The organism is Microbacterium sp. Z12_35 (assembly GCF_058310475.1).
The window spans coordinates 135,531-154,657 of the sequence record NZ_JBZEGJ010000002.1; the positions used below are offsets into that span (position 1 = coordinate 135,531).

15 protein-coding genes are annotated in these 19,127 nt (G+C 71.4%); 4 read left to right on the forward strand and 11 right to left on the reverse strand.

Annotated features, from left to right (window positions below; genetic code table 11):
• Positions 1-54: 54 nt before the first annotated feature.
• Together AC4FS1_RS13530 and AC4FS1_RS13535 are read left to right on the forward strand one after the other, a co-directional pair.
• A complete protein-coding gene (locus AC4FS1_RS13530) occupies positions 55-942 on the forward strand; it encodes a hypothetical protein (protein WP_491155963.1) in 888 nt (295 codons plus the stop codon).
• A gap of 111 nt (positions 943-1,053) precedes the next feature.
• On the forward strand, positions 1,054-2,025 hold the full coding sequence (locus tag AC4FS1_RS13535; protein ID WP_491156771.1) for a LacI family DNA-binding transcriptional regulator: 972 nt from the start codon (positions 1,054-1,056) through the stop codon (positions 2,023-2,025).
• Between the two features lie 109 nt (positions 2,026-2,134).
• Here AC4FS1_RS13535 and AC4FS1_RS13540 read toward each other — a convergent pair whose 3' ends face one another.
• From AC4FS1_RS13540 to AC4FS1_RS13565, 6 genes are all read right to left on the reverse strand, one after another.
• Entirely contained in the window at positions 2,135-3,577 is a 1,443-nt protein-coding gene (locus AC4FS1_RS13540) for an aldehyde dehydrogenase (NADP(+)) (protein WP_491155965.1), read from the reverse strand.
• On the reverse strand, positions 3,574-4,656 hold the full coding sequence (locus AC4FS1_RS13545; protein ID WP_491155967.1) for a mandelate racemase/muconate lactonizing enzyme family protein: 1,083 nt from the start codon (positions 4,654-4,656) through the stop codon (positions 3,574-3,576). Before AC4FS1_RS13545 ends, AC4FS1_RS13540 begins: the two co-directional genes overlap by 4 nt.
• Positions 4,653-5,552 carry a 5-dehydro-4-deoxyglucarate dehydratase gene (locus AC4FS1_RS13550; RefSeq protein WP_491155968.1) on the reverse strand — a complete coding sequence of 300 codons (900 nt, stop codon included), beginning with the start codon at positions 5,550-5,552 and terminating at the stop codon, positions 4,653-4,655. Before AC4FS1_RS13550 ends, AC4FS1_RS13545 begins: the two co-directional genes overlap by 4 nt.
• Positions 5,519-6,490 (reverse strand): NAD-dependent epimerase/dehydratase family protein, encoded by a 972-nt coding sequence (locus AC4FS1_RS13555; protein ID WP_491155969.1) that lies wholly within the window; start codon positions 6,488-6,490, stop codon positions 5,519-5,521. The genes AC4FS1_RS13550 and AC4FS1_RS13555 overlap by 34 nt, the downstream gene beginning before the upstream one ends.
• Positions 6,487-7,824, reverse strand: coding sequence for a Gfo/Idh/MocA family protein (locus tag AC4FS1_RS13560; protein ID WP_491155971.1), 1,338 nt, complete (start codon positions 7,822-7,824; stop codon positions 6,487-6,489). The genes AC4FS1_RS13555 and AC4FS1_RS13560 overlap by 4 nt, the downstream gene beginning before the upstream one ends.
• Positions 7,825-8,207: 383 nt before the next feature.
• The gene (locus AC4FS1_RS13565) at positions 8,208-9,212 is read right to left on the reverse strand and encodes a LacI family DNA-binding transcriptional regulator (RefSeq protein ID WP_491155973.1); all 1,005 of its coding nucleotides are present in this window, start codon (positions 9,210-9,212) and stop codon (positions 8,208-8,210) included.
• A 138-nt stretch (positions 9,213-9,350) separates the two neighbouring features.
• Between AC4FS1_RS13565 and AC4FS1_RS13570 the strand changes: the two genes are divergently transcribed.
• Positions 9,351-10,424, forward strand: a complete 1,074-nt coding sequence (locus AC4FS1_RS13570; protein WP_491155975.1) for a M24 family metallopeptidase — start codon at positions 9,351-9,353, stop codon at positions 10,422-10,424.
• A 396-nt stretch (positions 10,425-10,820) separates the two neighbouring features.
• On the opposite strand, the gene AC4FS1_RS13575 is transcribed toward AC4FS1_RS13570, so the two are convergent.
• From AC4FS1_RS13575 to AC4FS1_RS13590, 4 genes are all read right to left on the reverse strand, one after another.
• Positions 10,821-12,230: a rhamnulokinase gene (locus tag AC4FS1_RS13575; RefSeq protein WP_491155978.1), complete on the reverse strand. Its 1,410-nt coding sequence runs from the start codon at positions 12,228-12,230 to the stop codon at positions 10,821-10,823.
• A 214-nt stretch (positions 12,231-12,444) separates the two neighbouring features.
• Entirely contained in the window at positions 12,445-14,481 is a 2,037-nt protein-coding gene (locus tag AC4FS1_RS13580) for a bifunctional aldolase/short-chain dehydrogenase (protein WP_491155981.1), read from the reverse strand.
• Positions 14,482-14,592: 111 nt separating this feature from the next.
• Positions 14,593-15,759, reverse strand: coding sequence for an L-rhamnose isomerase (gene rhaI / locus AC4FS1_RS13585; protein WP_491155983.1), 1,167 nt, complete (start codon positions 15,757-15,759; stop codon positions 14,593-14,595).
• Positions 15,756-16,172: an L-rhamnose mutarotase gene (locus tag AC4FS1_RS13590; RefSeq protein ID WP_491155984.1), complete on the reverse strand. Its 417-nt coding sequence runs from the start codon at positions 16,170-16,172 to the stop codon at positions 15,756-15,758. The genes rhaI and AC4FS1_RS13590 overlap by 4 nt, the downstream gene beginning before the upstream one ends.
• A gap of 157 nt (positions 16,173-16,329) precedes the next feature.
• Between AC4FS1_RS13590 and AC4FS1_RS13595 the strand changes: the two genes are divergently transcribed.
• A complete protein-coding gene (locus AC4FS1_RS13595) occupies positions 16,330-17,337 on the forward strand; it encodes a LacI family DNA-binding transcriptional regulator (protein ID WP_491155986.1) in 1,008 nt (335 codons plus the stop codon).
• Positions 17,338-17,445: 108 nt separating this feature from the next.
• Here AC4FS1_RS13595 and AC4FS1_RS13600 read toward each other — a convergent pair whose 3' ends face one another.
• Positions 17,446-19,059 (reverse strand): DHA2 family efflux MFS transporter permease subunit, encoded by a 1,614-nt coding sequence (locus AC4FS1_RS13600; protein WP_491155988.1) that lies wholly within the window; start codon positions 19,057-19,059, stop codon positions 17,446-17,448.
• Positions 19,060-19,127 lie beyond the last annotated feature (68 nt).

Consider the following 19,127-nt stretch of genomic DNA (forward strand, 5'->3'; position numbering starts at 1 on the left):
CATGGCTGAATTTCCGGGGTTTGTCGTTTTGACTTCACCGAAAAGGAAACGCGCATGAACGCACTGACCACACCCGAGCGACGTGGCATGCAGGCGATCTCGACGCCCGACGGCCACATGTTGATCGTGGCGGCCGACCAGCGGAACGGGATGAAGGCTGCGATCCTCGATGCCCCGAACGGGTCGTCGGCGATCACGAAGGCCGAACTGGCCGAGGTCAAGGCCGACCTCGTCCGTCACCTCGCCAACCACGCGCCCGCCATCCTGCTCGATCCCGAGGTCGCCCTTCCCGCGATCGTGGACGACGGCGTGCTCGCGCGAGACACGGCGCTCGTGGTCGGGCTCGACGCATCCGGTTTCGAGGAGGTCGACGGCCTTCGCTTCACCAAGTTCGTCGACGGCGCCACGGCGGTGACCGTCCGTGATCTCGGCGGGAACGTCGCGAAGATGCTCTGGTACGTGCGCCCCGATCGACAGGATGCGGATTCCCGCGTCGCGGACGAGATCCGCGACCTCGTTGCCGCGTGCGAGGCCGAAGGGGTGCTGCTCATCGTCGAGCTGCTGACCTACCAGCTCGAGGGGGAGAGCGACGAGGAGTACGCCGCCGCGTTCCCGAGCCTGGTCGCCGACGGTGCCGCGCTGGCCGTGGCCTGCGGGGCGAAGGTGCTCAAGCTCCAGTACCCCGGCAGTGCCGAGGGGTGCGCAGCGGTCACCGCCGCCGCCCTGGGTGTGCCGTGGGCCGTGCTCTCCGCCGGAGTCGACCATGAGACCTTCATCGGCCAGGTCCGCACCGCCATGGCCGGCGGCGCTGCCGGAGCGATGGCCGGCCGCTCACTGTGGAAAGACAGCCTGTCGTACTCGGCAGAGACCCGCGAGGAGCTTCTCACCTCGCGCGCTCTGGTGCGCCTTCGCGAACTGGCCGACGTGGTCGACGGACGCTGAGCACACCCGATCACGCCGGCCCGGCGCTTCGGCGGCGGGCGGTGAGCGCGGCCCTGTGCAGGGCGCGCCGCAGGGTCGCTCGCGGGATGGCAGGATGACGGCGTGACGACCATGCGAGAAGTGGCCGCGCGTGCCGGGGTCAGCGCCAAGACCGTTTCGCGCGTCTTCAACGACGATCCCCATGTGCTTCCCGCCACGCGGGAGCGCGTGCAGGCAGTGATGCGCGAGCTGAACTACGTGCCCAACGTTCTGGCGACGACGTTCCGGGCCGGGCGCTCGTCGGTGATCGGGGTGGCCGTCCCCGACATCGTGGACCCGTTCTTCGCCGCCATCGCCCGGGCGGTGGATGCGGTGGCCCGGCAGGCCGGGATGTCCACGCTCGTCACGAGCCTCGGCGATGACCCCGCGGATGAACGGGCCACGATCGAGTCGCTCCTCGGCCGGAAGCTCTCCGGGCTCATCGTCGCGCCCGTGGCCGACGACCAGTCGTACCTCGACCGCTGGCAGGAGTCCACGCCGATCGTGTGCGTGGACCGCGCACCTCGTGGCCTCCGCACCGACACGTTCACCGCCGACGACGAGGGCGGCGCCCGCATGGCGACCGCTCACCTCGTCGAGCATGGGCACCGCCGCATCGCGTACCTCGGTGACGTGCTGGAGCGCTCGACCGAACAGGCGCGCCTGGCCGGATGGCGCTCCGCACTCCGCGATGCGGGGATCGAGGTCGACGAGGAGCTCGTCGCCGGGAGCGTCGCGACCGCCACGGACGCCGAGAGTGCCGTCGCGCGCGTGTTCGGGCTCGCCGACCCGGCCACCGCGGTCTTCTCGGCCAATGCTCGGACGACGATGGCGCTCGCCCGGGGGCAGCGCGAGCATCCTCTGCCCCTGGTGGGCTTCGGCGACTTCCCGCTCGCGGATCTGCTCCTGCCCGCCATCACGGTGATCGATCAGAACCCCGAGCGGCTGGGCCGTCTCGCCGCGGAGCGCGTCCTGTCGCGCCTCTCCGCGCCCGACGCCGAGGCGCTCCCCGCGGTCGTGGACGTCAGGCTCATCGAGCGCGACTCCTGCCTTCCCCCCGCCTGACCCGCCCTCCCTCGCGCCACTGCGCGAGAAACGACATTCCGGACGAGACAGGACGCGTCGCGCCGTTTCTCGTCCGGAACGTGGTTTCTCGGGGAGGGTGCGGGGAAGGTCAGGCGCGGAGGACGCCGTTGCGGCGGTGCGGCAGCGCGGCGAGGGCATCGTCGCGCAGCACGGGCGGCAGGAGCCGCTCCGGAGCATCCTGGAAGACCAGGGGGCGGAGGAACCGGCGGATGGCGGTGGCGCCCACCGACGTGTGGAGGGACGTGGTCGCCGGCCACGGGCCGCCGTGCTGCTGCGACCAGGTCACGGCGACTCCCGTCGGCCATCCGGCGAAGAGCACGCGGCCGGCGCGCTGCTGCAGGATCTCGAGCACGGCGTCCACGTCGTCGCCGGGCTCGCTGTGCAGCGTCGCCGTCAGCGCGCCCTCGACGGCTTCGAGGGCGCGGCGCAGGTCGTCGTCGCCGTCGTAGCGGATCAGGAGCGTCACCGGCCCGAAGCATTCCTCGAGCAGGGTGTCGGGGCGCTCGGCAACCGCCTCAGCGGTCGTCGCCAGCACGACGGGCGTGGCGATGGATGCTCCCTCCTCGGCCTGCCCGAAGAGCACCTCGACCGATGGATCCGATGACAGGTGCGCCACCCCCGCGGGGAAGGCGGCGGTGATGCGGTCGGTCAGGAGCGGGCCGCCCGAGGCGTCCGCGGCGCCGCGGGCCACCGCATCCTCGAATCCCGTGCTCCGCGGAATGAAGACCACGCCGGGCTTGGTGCAGAACTGCCCGACGCCCAGGGTGAAGGATGCGGCGAGGCCGCGGGCGAGCTCGTCGCCCCGCGCGGCGATCGCGGCGGAGGTGATGACGACCGGATTGACGCTGCCGAGCTCGCCGTAGAACGGGATGGGGTCGGGCCGTCCGGATGCGAGGTCCAACAGCGCCCGCCCGCCCGAGAGCGATCCGGTGAACCCTGCGGCGCGGATGACGGGATGCTGCACGAGCGCGTTGCCCGCCTCCCGGCCTTCCACGAGGGCGATCGAACCCTCCGGCGCGCCGGCGGCGGTGAGGGCCTGCGCGAGGATCTCGGCGGTGCGCGCCGACAGGCGGGGGTGTCCGGAGTGGGCCTTGACGATCACGGGGCAGCCGGCGGCCAGGGCCGAGGCGGTGTCGCCCCCGGCGACGGAGAACGCGAACGGGAAGTTCGACGCCGAGAACACGGCGACTGGCCCCACCGGCACGAGCATCCGGCGGAGCTCCGGACGCGGCGGCGTGGCCGAGGGGTCGGCGTCATCGACGGTCAGTTCGAGGTACGACCCCTCCTCCACCACCGACGCGAACAGGCGCAGCTGTCCCGTCGTGCGGGCCACCTCGCCGCTCAGCCGTCCGGCCCCGAGCCGCGTCTCCTCGTCGGCGATCGCGACGATCTCGTCGTGCGCGGCATCCAGCGCGTCGGCGGCGGCGCGGAGCCACGACGCGCGCTCGGATGCGGTGGACGTACGCCAGACCGGCGCTGCCGCGGCGGCGGCGGATGCGACGCGCTCGAGCTGTTCCGTGGTGGTGGTCATGAGGGGTCCTCTCCAGGGGGAAGGAAACGGAGGCCGAGGCCGACATGCTCGACCTCGGTGAACTCGCCGTCGGCGATGCGGCCGGGGCTGATGCCATCGAGCGCCCCGAGTGCACCGAAATCGGCGTCCTCGACATCCTCGACCAGCGGGTCTCCGGGAAGGGTGAGGGCCAGCTGGCCGGACAGCTCGGGAAGAAGGTGCGGATGCAGCGCCGCGCCGTGCTCCTCGGCGATGCGGGCGATGCGCAGGAACGGCGTGATGCCTCCCACCCGCACGATGTTCGGCTGCACGATGTGCGCCGCTCCGGCGTCGAGGAACTCCGCGAAACGGTAGGCGGTGTGCAGGTTCTCGCCGACCGCGATCGGCACGGGGATGCGCGCGGCCAGTTCGGCGTGACCGGGGAGGTCGTCGGCGCGCAGCGGCTCCTCGATCCAGGCGGGGTGGAAGGCGGCGAGGGCCTCCATCGCGGTGGTGGCACGGTCGAGGTCCCACCGCTGGTTCGCGTCGATCATGAGGGCGCGGCCCGGCCCGAGAAGGCCGCGCACCGCGGCCACGCGGTCGACGTCTTCGGCGAGGTCGGGTTTTCCCACTTTGACCTTGACCGCGTCGAACCCGGCGGCGATCCACCGCTCCACCTGCGCGCACAGGTCGGTGGCGGAATAGTGCAGGTTCACGCCGCTGCCGTAGGCGCGCAGCCGGTCGCGCCGTCGCCCGATCAGCGCCGACACCGACCGACCGCGCGCCCGGGACTCGGCATCCCACAGCGCGAGGTCGAGCCCCGCCAGGGCGATGGTGGTGACCCCGCCGCCGCCCGCTTCGTGGAGGTGCTCCCACATTCCCTGCCACGCGGCGCCGGGCTCGGCATCCCGCCCCGGGGCCGCTCGGGCGATGTCGTGCTGCAGCAGCGCGGTGACCGCCTCGAGACCGATCTGCGGCGTCCACGAGAAGCCCCACCCCTCGGCGCCGTCATCGCGTACGACGTGCGTCGCGACGACGCCGATGCTCGTCACATCGGTGCCCCAGGGGCGGCGGAGCGGGATGCGCATCGGGTGCGCCTCGAAGCGGACGATCGCGGTCACAGCAGTGCGCGCCCCGCTTCCAGGATCGCCCCGAGGCGCTCCTCCTGGTCGGGGGTCGGGTCGACCAGCGGCGGCCGGACGCCGCCGACGGGCAGCCCGGAAAGCCGAAGCCCCGCCTTGATGAGCGAGACGCCGAAACCGGGAGTCTCATCGCGCAGCCGCACGAGGGGGGTGTAGAAACCGTCGAGCAACGCGAGCCTCCGCGCCTCGTCGCCGTCGACGTAGGCACGGTAGTAGGCGTTGGCGATGTCGGGGGCCATCGCGAACGCGGCGGACGAGTACAGCGGGATGCCGATACCCCGGTACGCGGCCTGGGTGAGTTCGGCGGTGAGCAGGCCGTTGAAGAACGCGAAGTCGGTGCGTCCGGCGTCGGCGACGGCCCGGACGATCTGCTGTGCCACACCGATGTCGCCGGTGCCGTCCTTGAACCCGACCACCCGCGGGTCCTCCGCGAGGGCACGAACGGTGTCGGCGGTGTACTGGGCGGTCGCACGGTGGTAGACGATGACGGGGAGGTGCGCCGCATCCGCGATGGCCTGCACATACGCGACGAGACCGGCCTGGGTGCCCGCGACGAGGTACGGCGGCAGCACGAGGAGGGCGTCGGCGCCGGCCTCGGCCGCGGCCCGGGCCACCTCGAGGGCGTGGCCGAGCGGACCCCCGGCTCCGGCGACGACGGGGACGCGGCCGTCGACGGCACGGGTGGTGGTGGCGACCACCTGCGCGGCCTCGGTCGCCGACAGCGCGTGGAACTCGCCGGTGCCGCAGGCGGGGAAGACGCCGCCGGGGCCGTGCTCCAGCGTCGTGGCGACGTGCTGTGCCAGCAGGTCGGTGTCGACTCGTCCCTGCGCGTCGAACGGGGTTACGGGGAAGAAGAGGATGCCGTCGAAGTCCATGTGGCGTCGTCCTTTCGAGCGTGTCGGGGGGCATCGACGGTGGCGCCGGCCAGTTCGGTGCGCCAGTCGTGCTGGGGACGCCAGCCGAGGAGCCGGCGCGCCTTGGCGGTGGAGAAAGCCGGTGCTGTGCCGGTGAGGCCCGCGGCGAGCTCTTCCGTGCCGGGGTAGAACCGCGGCACGAGGTCGGCGAGAGGCTCGCGCGCGAGTGCGTCGTCCGCGCCGACGAAGAACACCTCGGCATTGGGGATCTCGGGGAGGGCCGACAGGAGCGTGTTCACGAAGTCCGCGGCATCCCGGGCGTCGACGTAGTTGAAGATCGCGGGCGCCGACAGCGCCGGGTCGTCCAATCGCTCGCGCACCGTGTGTCCCTGCTGGGTCGGGGCGCCGTCCCACTCCTCGGGGGCGATGACGTAGCAGGGGCGGAACGCGGCGAACCTGGTGCCGTCGCCGGTCTGACGGCGCAGCATCCGCAGTGCCTGCTCGATGAGGTGCTTCGACAGCGCGTACGCGTTCCAGGGGAGGGCGGGGAGGTCCTCATCCAGGGGCAACCGCTCGGGCGTCCAGCCGGTGGGTGCCCCGTACCCGAGGACGGTGGGGCTGGATGCGGCGACGATACGGGTGACGCCGGCGCCGACGGCCCCGCCGAGCACGGACGCTGCCAGTTGCGCGTTGGTGCGGAGGATGACGTCTTCGGGTGCGCTGAAGGGCACCGCGATGGCGGCGAGGTGGACGAGGGCGTCGGGGCGTGCGGCGGCGATGGCGGCGTGCGTGGCGTCCGCGTCGGTGAGATCGATCGCCACCTGCTCGGCGTCGGCGAATTCCGCCGCGTCCGAGCGCACGCGGTCGAAGGAGACCACCTCATGCCCGGTGGCGCCCAGGCCCGCGACGATGCTGCGCCCGAGCCGCCCGGCACCGCCGGTGACGACGACCCGGCTCATGCGCGTGCGGCCGAGAGGAGCGCGATGCCGAGGTCGGAGACCTGCACGGGCAGGCCCGTCTCGAGCGAGCGGTTTCCGGCGATGCCCACGGCGATCGACCGCATTCCGTCGCGCCAGTCCGCGGGGCGGCCGAGCGGGTCGTCGCCGGGACCGACGAACACGTCCGAGAGCAGGAGCGCGTCGCCCCCGCCGTGTCCACCCGCTCCGCTCTCGATCGGAACCTCCACGGCGTCGGTCCAATGGCGCTGCAGCAGGAGACGCTCGCCCTCCGGGCGGAGCGATCCGGAGGCGCCCGCGTCGACGGCGCTGGGGTCGAGCACGGGGTGGAGGCCTTCGTCCGCGAGCACCGCGCCGCGTTCGACGACCTCGAGCTCGACGCGACCGAGCGTGCCGTTGACCGCGACGCGGTAGCCCTCCCACGGGGCGTGCGCGTTCAGCGAGTAGCTCATCGTCGCGCCGGAGTCGTAGTCGACCACGAGCGCGAGGTTGTCTTCGATGGTGATGCCGGGACCGAACACATCACGGTCGCGGAGGTAGCCGTCGTGCTGCTCGGCATCGAGGTACAGCGCCTTGAGGCGGGGATCGTCGCGCAGGTCGAGCTCGAACCCGTCGTGCTCGCCGTCGCGGGTGCCGCGCTCGGGGCGCGGTCCGATGCCGCGCGCAGCAGCGTTGTCCGCCCCGTAGAACCGCAGACCGCCGGAGGCGAAGACGCGGCGCGGAGCGGCGCCGATCCACCAGTTGACGAGATCGAAGTGGTGGCTGGCCTTGTGGACGAGAAGTCCCCCGGAGTGCTCCTTCTCGCGGTGCCAACGGCGGAAGTAGTCCGCGCCGTGCTTGGTGTCCAGCATCCAGGAGAAGTCCACCGACGTGACCTCGCCGATGAGGCCGTCGCGGATGACCTGGCGCAGCGCGCTGTTGCGGGGGGAGTAGCGGTAGTTGAAAGTCAGGACGACGTCGCGCCCCGTGCGCTCGACGGCGTCCTCGATGCGCGCGGCGCTTGCGGCGTCGATGGTGAGCGGCTTCTCGACCACCACGTCGACGCCCGCCTCCAGCGAACGGACGATCAGTTCGGCGTGCAGGTCGTCGCGGGCGGTGATGATGACGCGGTCGATGCGTTCGGCGGTGATCATCTCCTCGAGCCGGTCGGGACTCCAGATGCTCGGCGCCGCAGCGCCGCGGCCCACGACTTCGTCGGCGTAGAACTGCGCCCGGCCGGGGTTCGGCTCGCAGATCGCGGCGAGCACCGCGCGATCGGCGTAGGTGGTGGTAATGGCGTCGATGTACATCTGTGCGCGATGCCCGGCCCCGACGACGGCGTACCGGCGATGGCTCATGTCACTCCTCAGGAAACGTTTTCTCAGCGTAGCACGCAGGCCCCCGGGGGCCTCAAGAGGGCCACGCATCTTGGTCGTGACGACCCCCTCGGCGAGCCCGCGCCCCGACATGCGCGAGCCCGCGCCCTGGCGTGCGCGAGCATGTGGTCACGGCGGGGCGGCGCCCGTGTGCCGGCCCGACTCTCCGCCATGGCTCGCGCGTAACTCAGGCCGGATGGTAGGGCGCGCGGAAGGATTCGCGTGATGACGCGGGACCCGTGCGGCTCGCCCATGTTTGGGCCTGAGTTGGGAACGCGGCCGGGATGTGAAGCGGGCCGGCCGGCGGCAAGCGCGGCGGGCGGGCGGCACAGACGCGAGCGGCAGGGCCCGAAGATGCGCCCGCCTCAGGCCGGCGCGGGGCCGGTCGAACCCCGCACGACCAGATCCGCCTGCAGCACCCGGCGCTCGGGGGCGGATGCTCCGCCGAGCAGCGCGCTCATCGCCTCCCACGCGCCGGCGCCCAGGTCGGCGGCGGGAACGGCTGCCGTCGTCAGGGGTGGCGTGGTGAACCGCGCGAAAGGGATGTCGTCGAAGCCGGTGACCGAGATGTCTTCCGGCACCCGGACACCGCGCTCCGACAGCGCGCTGAGGAGCCCCATCGCCACGAGGTCGTTGAACCCGACGGCGGCGCTCGCACCGCTGGCGAGCACGGCGTCGGCCGCGTCAAAGCCTGCGTCGAAGTCGACGCCCGTCTGGCGGATGGCGATGTGGGTATCGGGATGCGCCGTCGTGAACTCCTCGATAGCCGCCACACGAGCGGCGTTGGACGCGCTCACGACGATGCCGGAGAGGAACAGCATCCGGCGGTGCCCCTGCCTGTACAGCTCGTCGAGGATCGCGCGGAGGGCCGCCCGGTAGTCGGCAGCGATCGTGGGCACACCGTCGTACGCCTCGCGGTTGACCAGTACGACCGGTGCGTTCTCCGCCACCAGCTCGGCCAGTTCGGGCGCCGGGGTGCGCGGCGCCACGAGGATGAGGCCATCGGTGCGGCGGCGCGTCTCCACGGCCAGCACACGCTCCTCGCTGACCTGTTCGGCCGTATCCGCGATGAGGATGTGGTGACCGTCGGCGGCCGCGGCCCGGCTGAGGCCGCGCAGCACCGCCTGGAACGTGGGGTTGGCGAGATCGGGCACGATGACCGACACCGTCTGCGTCTTTCCGAGAACGAGGCTCCGCGCCAGGGGACTCGCGCGGTAGTTCAGGTCCGCGGCGGCCGCACGCACGCGTTCGCTCATCGCGGCATCCACCTGGGTGTTGCCGTTCATGACCCGCGAAACGGTCGCGAGCGAGACGCCCGCCTGACGTGCGACGTCGGCGATCGTGGCTGACTTGACGGGTGAGCGGACCATCCCGCCTCCGATCTGTGCTTGCTGGGCTGGACCCATTATGTCCAGGGGCGACCGGGGTTCTGCCAGACTGACCGGCACAATGGTGCCGAACGTGAGAAAACGCTTCACGAGTGGATGGACGGCGACGGAGGGAGTGCGGTGACCGGATCGGCCGAGGATCGCGCGCAAAAGCGGGAGCGGATGCAGCGGATGCTGCGCGAGCGGGACGCGGATGCGGTGGTGCTGACCTCGCACGAGGCGCTTTCCTGGTACCTCGAGGGCGCGCGCACCCACGTGTCGCTCGCCGGCCCGCCCGTACTCGCCGTCCGAGCGGGCCGTCACGGCGATGAGCTGTACGTCGCCGCGAACGAGGCCGACCGCCTCGCCGCCGAGGAGCTGCTGCCCGAGGACGCAGCCCGCATCAAGCGCGTGCCCTGGGACGAACCCGTCGCGGAGGCCGTGGAGGGCGCGCGGGAGTCGGCCTTCGCGGCCCAGTTGCGCAGCATCCGGGCGAGCCTCCTGCCCGCCGAACTGCAGCGGTATCGCGAGCTCGGTTCGGCGACGGCCGGCGTTCTCACGACCGTGCTGTCACGCGCCGACCCGGCTCAGAGTGAGCAGGCGCTGGCGGCGGATGCGGCGGGCATGCTGCGCGGGGAGGGCATCGACCCGCTCGTGGTGCTCGTCGCCGGGGTGGAGCGTCTGGGATTCCGACACCCGCTTCCGACAGCGGGGCGCCTCGGTGACCGCGCCATGCTCGTCGTATGCGGAAAACGGCATGGACTGATTGCGAACGCGACTCGTTGGATAGCGACGGAGGATGAGGCGGCTGCGGCCGACGAAGGTGACCGCCGCATCCGGGACGTGGAGGCGGCATTCTTCGCCGCCACCGTCCCCGGTGCGGCGCTCGATGAGGTCTTCGCACGTGGAACGGCGGGGTATGCCGCGGCGGGCTTCGCGGCCGATGAGTGGCGCAACCACCATCAGGGTGGTCCGACGGGATACGCCGGTCGCGACCCGCGGGCCACTCCGCGCACGCGGGACCGCGTGCAGGAGACCCATGCCTTCGCCTGGAACCCCTCGGCGCCGGGCGCCAAGATCGAAGACACCGTGGTGGTGAGCACCGGCGGCATCGAGGTGCTTACGCGCGACGAGGGGTGGCCGACCGTGGATGTTGCCGGCCTGCCGAGACCCCGCAGCGGAGTGTTCGGACGTCAGCCGATCCCTGGTCGCTGACCCCCGGTCCCCCCGTCTCGCTCCGTCCCTTCCGTATCCCGGCCGCGCCCTGCCCGTCGGAGTCGCCCGTCCAGGGTCGCGGTTCCGCGTCCGTGCGCTCAGAGTCCGGGTTCGGGGGCGGCCCGCTCCGTGTCGGGGTTCGGGGCGGCCCGCTGAGCGTCGCGGCCGGTGGCACAACGGCTGGGTGGTCAGCATCCGTGTCCCAGGATCGGGCGGCGCTCGGCCGCGAAATCGAGGAGATCTCGCGGATCGAGGACGCCTATGGCCGTTCCGATCCTCGATTCGCGGGATCCCCTCGGAATCCGGTGCGCTGCGAGACTCGCCGGCGCCGCGGACCTCCGGGACCTCCGGGGCCTCCAGAGCCGAAGCCGGCGGTGTCGGCCCCGCGCGCGAAGATCAGCGCGGGTCGTACCGGCGGAGGCGGAACGCGCCGGCGACCGCCGCGCGCAACGTTTCGAGCGGAGCATCCGAGCCGAACCAGCCATGCGCGCGTGCCTGGACCAGGACGTTGCCGAGGGCGGTCGCCTCGACCGGGCCGGCGAGCACCGGAACGCCGGCGCGATCAGCCGTGGCCTGGCAGAGGAGCTCGTTGAGCGACCCGCCGCCGACCATGTGGATGACGTCGACCTCCCGGTCGGCCAGACGAGCGGCCGTCCGCACGGCGTCGGCGAAGGCCGCCGCGATGCTCTCGACGATCACGCGGGCGAACGCCGCGCGCCCCTCGGGCACCCGGCCGCCAGCCATACGCAGCACCGATCCGATGCGGCTCGGCATCTCGCCCGGAGCTGACAGCGACGGGTCGTTGGCGTCGAACAGCGTGGGCGGAGCACCCTCCCGTGCCGCCGCAGCGAGGAGCGCCGGCAGGTCGATGGATGCCCCGTCCTCCTGTTCCCACGCCCGCACGGTCTCGCTCAGCAGCCACAGCCCCGTCACGTTGTGCAGGAACCGCACGCGGTCGTCGACGCCGCCTTCGTTGGTGAAGTTCGCCTCGCGGGCGGCCTCCGTCACGATAGGGGCGTCGAGTTCCAGCCCCACGAGCCCCCACGTGCCGCAGGAGATGTACGCGGCGTTCGGCATCGACAGGGGGACTGCCACCACGGCGGAGGCGGTGTCGTGCGATCCGACGGCGATCACGTCGAGCGGCGCGCCGATCCGTTCCGCGAGCGCGGGAGTGAGCGAATCCACGACCGCGCCGGGGTCGATCAGGGGCGGGAGCAGGGCAGCGGGGATGCTGAGGCGCTGCGCGAGGGCGAAGTCCCACTCGCGCGTGCGCACGTCCAGAAGGCCGGTCGTGGAGGCGTTCGTCCGCTCGGCCACGGCCCGCCCCGTCAGCAGGTAGGCAAAGAGGTCCGGAATGAGAAGGCTCGTCTCCGCCTCGGACAGGCGCGCCTCGACCGCGTACTGGTAGAGCGTGTTGAAGGGCAGGTGCTGCAGGCCGTTCCGGCGGTACAGGTCCGCGAACGGCACCCGGGCATGCACCGCCGCCACGCCGGCCGCTGTGCGTCCGTCGCGATAGTGGAACGGCTCGGCCAGGAGCTGCGTGCCGCGCAGCAATCCGTAGTCCACCGCCCACGAGTCGATGCCGACGCTGGCCACGCCCGGCTCGGTGCGCACGGCATCCGCCAGCCCAGCCACGACATGACCGAAGAGAGAGTCGAAGTCCCAGTGCCACCCGTCCGGGCGCTCGACGGGTCCGTTCGGGAAGCGCGCGACCGCCTCGAGGGTGAGGACTCCCGGGCCGACCCGGCCGATCATGACGCGCCCGCTGGTGGCTCCGAGGTCCACCGCGGCGACGGCGCCTGTCACGTGGCGACTCCGCGCCGGTCGCTGAGCGTGTCGAGGGGTCCGGTGCCGGTCGCGGGCCCTTCGACACGCTCGGGGACCGCTCCTGCCGCACGGACCGCGGCTGCCGCAGCGGCGGCCCGGCCCGCCGAATGCACGACGTCGCGCCGAGTGCACGGCATGCTGGCGTCGGCACGTCGTGCGTTCGGCGGCAAGCCGTACACCCGAGGCCGATCGCTCATCGCAGGAACGCGGCGGCGACGCCGGAGTCGACCGGCACGTGCAGTCCCGTCGTGCGGGACAGCTCGGGTCCCGTCAGCACGTACACGGCGTCGGCGACGTTCTCGGGCACGACCTCGCGCTTGAGGATGGTGCGGTTCGCGTAGTACTGCCCGAGGTCTTCTTCCTTCACGCCGTACGTCGCGGCGCGGTTGGCGCCCCAGCCGGAGGCGAAGATGCCCGAACCGCGCACGACACCGTCGGGATTGATGCCGTTCACCCGCACGCCGTACTCACCGAGCTCGACCGCCAGCAGCCGCACCTGGTGCGCCTGGTCGGCCTTGGTCGCGGAGTACGCGATGTTGTTCGGACCGGCGAAGACGGAGTTCTTCGAAGAGATGTAGATGATGTCGCCGCCCATGCTCTGCGCGATGAGCGCGCGAGCCGCGGCCTTCGACACGAAGAACGAGCCCTTCGCCATGACGTCGTGCTGCAGATCCCAGTCGTTCTCGGTGGTCTCCAGGAGCGGCTTCGACAGGGAGAGTCCCGCGTTGTTGACGACGAGGTCGATGCCGCCGAACGCCAGCAGAGTCGCGTCGATCGCTGCCTGCACGGCATCGGCGTCTGCGACGTTCGCGGCGATGCCGATCGCGACATCCGTGTTCCCGAGCTCGGCCGCCGCGGCCTGTGCCTTCTCGAGGTCCAGGTCGGCGACCACGACGCACGCGCCTTCGGCCGCCAGGCGGGTGGCGATGGCCTTGCCGATTCCGGATGCGGCGCCGGTGACGAACGCGACGCGGCCCTGGTGCGACTTCGGTTTCGGCATCCGCTGCAGTTTCGCCTCCTCCAGCGCCCAGTACTCGATGCGGAACTTCTCCGCGTCCGAGATCGGCGTGTAGGTCGACAGCGCCTCGGCGCCGCGCATCACGTGGATGGCGTTGACGTAGAACTCTCCCGCCACCCGGGCGGTCTGCTTGTTCGCGCCGTACGAGAACATCCCGACACCGGGGATCAGGACGATGAGCGGGTCGGCTCCGCGCATGGCGGGGGAGTCCGCATCCGCGTGCGCGTCGTAGTACGCCTGGTAGTCGGCGCGATACTGCTCGCGCAGTTCCTTCAGGCGGGCGATGGATTCCTCGACGGTCGCCGCGGCGGGCAGGTCGAGCAGCATCGGCTTGACCTTGGTGCGCAGGAAATGGTCGGGGCAGCTCGTGCCGAGGGCGGCCAGCGCCGGGGCCTTCTCCGCGGCGAGGAACTCCAGCACGTCCGCCGAATCGGTGAAGTGCCCGACCATCGGCTTGTCGGTCGACGCGAGCCCACGGATGGTGGGGGCGAGGGCCGCGGCCTTTGCCCGCCGCTCGGTCTCGGGCAGCGCCTCGAAGCCGGCGCGCACCCCGCCGAAGGGATCGGGCCGGCCGTGCTCGGCGATGTAGGCCTCCGCGGTGCGGATGATCCACAGCGAATTCGCCTCCGCCTCATCCGACGTGTCACCCCACGCCGTGATGCCGTGACCGCCCAGGATGCACCCGATCGCCTGCGGGTTCTGCGCCTTGATGGCGGCGATGTCCAGGCCGAGCTGGAAGCCGGGCCGACGCCACGGCACCCACACGACCTTCTCACCGAAGATCTGCGTCGTGCGCGCCTCGCCGTCGGCGGCGGTGGCGATCGCGATGCCGGAATCGGGATGCAGATGGTCGACGTGCGCAGCATCCACCAGGCCGTGCATCGCGGTGTCGATGGAGGGGGCGGCGCCGCCCTTGCCGTGCAGGCAGTAGTCGAACGCCGCGACCATCTCGTCCTCGCGCTCGATGCCCGGGTAGACGTCGACGAGCGCGCGCATGCGGTCCAGCCGCAGCACCGCGAGGCCCTTCTCGGTGAGCGTCCCGAGGTCTCCGCCGGAGCCCTTCACCCACAGCAGTTCCACCGGCTCGCCCGTGACGGGGTCGGTCTCGGTGCCTTTCGCGGAGGTGTTACCGCCGGCGTAGTTCGTGTTCTTGGGGTCGGCGCCCAGGCGGTTGCTCCGCGCGATCAGCTCGGCGGCGGTGGGGTTCGTCATTCGGGGATCCTTCGAGTCAGGAGGCGGGCAGAGAGGCGGGTTCGGCGGGGAGGTCCGTTCCCGCGCGGAGGTGCGACTTCGGGCGGGCAAGACCCGCCGCGTGAGCGGACCTCACGCCCCCCAGCCTGCCTGGGTTCCGCCGACGCGCTCCGCTTCGATGCGTTCCTGGTATCCGGATGCGGCGTAGGCGGCCATCGGATCGGCAGGCAGCCCGCGCGACTCGCGCCACTCGGCCAGGGCCGGACGCACGTCGGTATAGAAGGCATCCATCACCACCGCGTTGGCGGCCAGGACGTCGTTGGCATCCTGCGCGGCGCTGAGCGCGTCGCGGTCCAGCAGCAGCGCTCGCGCAGTCATCTCCTGCACGTTCAGTACCGAGCGGATCTGGCCGGGGATCTTCTTCTCGATGTTGTGGCACTGATCGAGCATGAACGCCACGTCCGGATTGTTGAGGCCTCCGCCGCGGACGACCTCGACCAGGATGCGGAAGAGCTGGAAGGGGTCGGCGGCACCGACGATCAGGTCGTCATCGGCATAGAAACGCGAGTTGAAGTCGAACGACCCCAGCTTTCCCAGACGCAGCAGCTGCATCACGATGAACTCGATGTTGGTGCCGGGGGCGTGGTGTCCCGTGTCGAGGCACACGACAGCCCGCTCGCCGAGGGCGGCGACCTGCACGTAGGACGTCCCCCAGTCGGGAACATCGGTGTGGTAGAACGACGGCTCGAAGAACTTGTACTCGAGTACGAGGCGCTGGTCGCCCGAGAGGCGCGCGTAGATCTCGCTGAGGGACTCGGAAAGGCGATCCTGTCTGGCCCGCATATCGTTCTGGCCGGGGTAGTTCGACCCCTCCGCCAGCCAGATCTTCAGGTCGCGCGAGCCGGTCTCGCCCATGATGTCGATGCACTCGAGGTGGTGATCGATGGCCTTCCGGCGGATCGTGTCGTCGGCGTGGGTGAGCGCGCCGAACTTGTAGTCGTCGTCCTGGAAGGTGTTGGAGTTGATCGTGCCGAGCGTCACACCCAGGTCTTCGGCGTGCCGGCGGAGGGCGGCGTAGTCCTCGACCTTGTCCCACGGAATGTGCAGCGCGACGCTCGGGGCGAGGGCCGTGAAGCGGTTCACCTCTGCGGCGTCGGCGATCTTCTCGAACGGGTCGCGCGGGGTCCCGGGGGTCGTGAACACCTTGAAGCGCGTGCCGGAATTGCCGAAAGCCCAGGACGGCAGCTCGATCTTCTGGGCTTCGAGAGTGGAGAAGATCTCGGGGGAGAGAGAGTTCATGCGTGGTCGCTTTCGGTGGAGGTGGATGCAGTGACTGCGGGAGGCGCGGATGCCGGGGGCGCCGCATCCGCGAGCTGGTCTTCGAGGTGGAACACCTCGGCCAGCGGCGTGGCCGCCTGGTCGGGCCGACCGTCGAGCCCCACGAAGAAGGGGGCCATGTCCTCTTCCCAGCGGGCGGCGACCGCGGATGCTGCCAGGTACGCCTGCGCGGCCGCGTCGTCGTCCGTTTCGTAGTAGCCGATGAGGCGGCCACCCTCGCCGAGGAAGAGCGAGTAGTTGCGCCGTCCGGCAGCCGCGATCTCGGCGAGCATTTCGGGCCACACGGGCGCGTGGCGCGCGAGGTACTCGTCCAGTTTCTCCGGCCGCACCTGCAGCGTGAAGCACACACGGGCCGGACGAGCGGGAGAGGACATGGGCGGGTCTCTTCGGTGAGGGGCGGGCGTCTTTGCGCGGGTGAATCGTTTCATACCAGAGTAGACGGGTGGCTTCGCTCCGTCAATCAGGCCATCCTCGGCGGAGAGCGGCTGCGGTACAGTCAAGCCACCCCGAGCCCGAAAGGTCCGCGCCCGCATGACCGCCACCATCCGAGACGTCGCCGCGCGCGCGGGCGTCTCGGTCGGCACGGTCTCCAACGTGCTGAACGCCCGGACGCAGGTGGCCCCCGACGCCGTCGAGCGCGTGCGAGCGGCGATCGCCGAGCTCGGGTACGTCCGCAACGATGCTGCGCGGCAACTCCGGGCCGGCCGCAGCCGGGGCATCGGCCTCGTGGTGCCCGATGTCGGGAACCCGTTCTTCGCGGCCGTCGCACGCGGTGCCGAGAGCCGCGCCGCCGAGGACGGGCTCGTGGTGCTGCTCGGGAGCAGCGAGCAATCCGCGGGGCGTGAGGCCTCCTACCTCGACCTTTTCCGCGAGCAGCGCGTGAACGGGGTGCTCGTCTCGCCCGTATCCGAGGATCTCTCCGCGCTGGCGCGGCTGACCGCATCCGGAATTCCCGTCACCCTCGTCGACCGGGAGGCGCCGGGATCGGGGCTCGCGTCGGTGGCGGTCGACGACGAGGAGGGCGGGTACCTCGCCGCGGCGCACCTGCTCTCCCTCGGCCGTCGGCGGCTGGTGTACCTCGGCGGACCATCGGACACGCGCCAGGTCGCCGACCGGCTCGCCGGCGCCCGGCGCGCGGTGGCCGCGGTCGGAGGCGCCGTGCTCGAGGTGGTCGAGTGCGCGGGGATGACCGTCCTCCACGGACGTACCGCGGGGGAGCAGCTGCGTGAGCGGGCTGCGACCGACCGCCCCGACGCGGTCTTCGCCGCCAACGACCTGCTCGCCATGGGTGTGCTTCAGGCCCTGTCCATGCTGGCTCAGGTGCGGGTTCCGGATGACATCGCGCTCGTCGGCTACGACGACATCGACTTCGCGGCGGCCGCGGTGGTGCCGCTCACCTCGGTGCGCCAGCCTGCGGAACTGATCGGATGGACGGCGGTCGACCTCGCCCTGCGGCAAGCCGCCGGGGTGCTGGCGCCGGCCGAGTCGACCGTGCGCTTCCGCCCCGAGCTCGTCGTGCGAGCCTCCACCTCCGGCTGACGGCGTGCGTGGGCCGGGGCGGTCGGACGCGTCGAGCCGGCGGCGTGCCGCGGGCCGGCGGGCACGTCAAGCCGAGGTGTGCCGCATGAACCCGGAGGCGCGGCGGAGTCAGGGGGCGGGGGCGGCGCTGGCTGGTTCCTCCTCCGGACGTGGACGGGATGCCGCGCTGCCGAGCGAAAGCGTCGACAGCAGGCCCAGGGCGAGGAAACCCGCCGCTGTGAAGCCCGCAGCGCGGGTGCCCTCGGAGAAGGCGGCTCTCGCGTCCTCGGCGAGGTCGGCGGTCTCGGGGGATGCGGCGAGCCCGGCGATCGCGCCGCCCGCGCTGTCGACCACGGCCGAGACCGTCTGCTCCCTCTGGGTGTCGGGGATGCCCCGATCCGCGAGCTTCGCGTCCAGGATGCCGGCGGTGCTTGAGAACAACACTGTCCCGAGCACGGCGACACCGAGTGCCGCCCCCAGTTGCCGCGACGTCGACTGCGTACCCGACGCCTGCCCTCCCTCGGCCGGAGGAACGTCTGCGAGCACGACGCCGGTCAGCTGTGCGGTGGCCAGCCCCACACCGAACCCGTATACGAAGAGGAAGGGCAGCAGCGGACCCCAGGACGAGTCGGGGCCGATGGCGAACGCCACCCCGCCGACGCCGATGACCTCCGCGAGCAATCCGACCCGCACCACCCACACGGGGGCGACGCGGTTCGCCAGAGCGGCAGCCACCCCGCTCGCGACGAACGAGCCGACGGCCAGGGCGAGGAGCACGAGCCCGGTCTGCAGGGCATCGAAGCCCAGGACGAATTGCAGCCACAGCGGCAGGGCCAGGATGATGCCGAACTCACCGAGCGAGACCACCATCGCGGCGATGTTGCCGTTGCGGAACGACGCGATGCGGAACAGGCCGAGGGCGAGCAGCGTGGATTCTCCGCGCCGCTGACGACGGAGCCCCCAGGCGATGAACGCGATCAAGCCGGCCAGCGAGATTCCGAAGGCGATCGGCACGGGAGAGAGCTCCCAGGGCCACGTCCACCCGCCGATCTGCGGCTGGGTGTCGGTGCGCCACCAGCCATAGGTGCGCCCTTCGATGAGTCCGAAGACGAGCGTGGCCATCGTGATCACGGACAGGAGTGCTCCGACGACGTCCGTGCGCTGCGTGCGTTCGCCGCGCGACTCCGTCACGGTGAGGAGCACGCCGATGAAGATGATGAGCCCGAGTGGGATGTTGATGCCGAAGGCCCAGCGCCAGGAGAACGCCGTGGTCAGCCAGCCGCCGAGGAGCGGCCCGAGCGCCGCCATCCCACCGATCGTCGAGCCCCACACGGCGAACGCGATGCCCCGCTCGCGTCCGCGGAATGTCGCATTGATGATCGAGAGCGTCGTCGGCAGGATCATCGAACCGCCCACGCCCTGGATCAGGCGCGAGAAGATGAGCAGCTCTCCGGTGGGAGCGAGGGCGGCGGCCACGGATGCCACCGCGAAGATCACGACGCCGATCAGCAGCATCCACCGTCGCCCGAACCTGTCGGCAAGGCTGCCGAAGACCAGCAGCAGCGAGGCGAACACGAGCGTGTACGACTCCTGCACCCACTGAACCTCGGTGGAGGTGATGCCGAGCTCGTCCACGATGGAGGGGATCGCGACGTTGACGATCGTCGAGTCGACGATGATCAGCGAAACGGCGATGCTGATGAAGACGAGTCCGAGCCAGCGGCGACGCGACGAGTGCGGCATATCGCTAGCTTATCTAGCTATCGGCCGGATGGCCGATTTCGTTGCCGTCAAAACCCAGGAGATCCGCA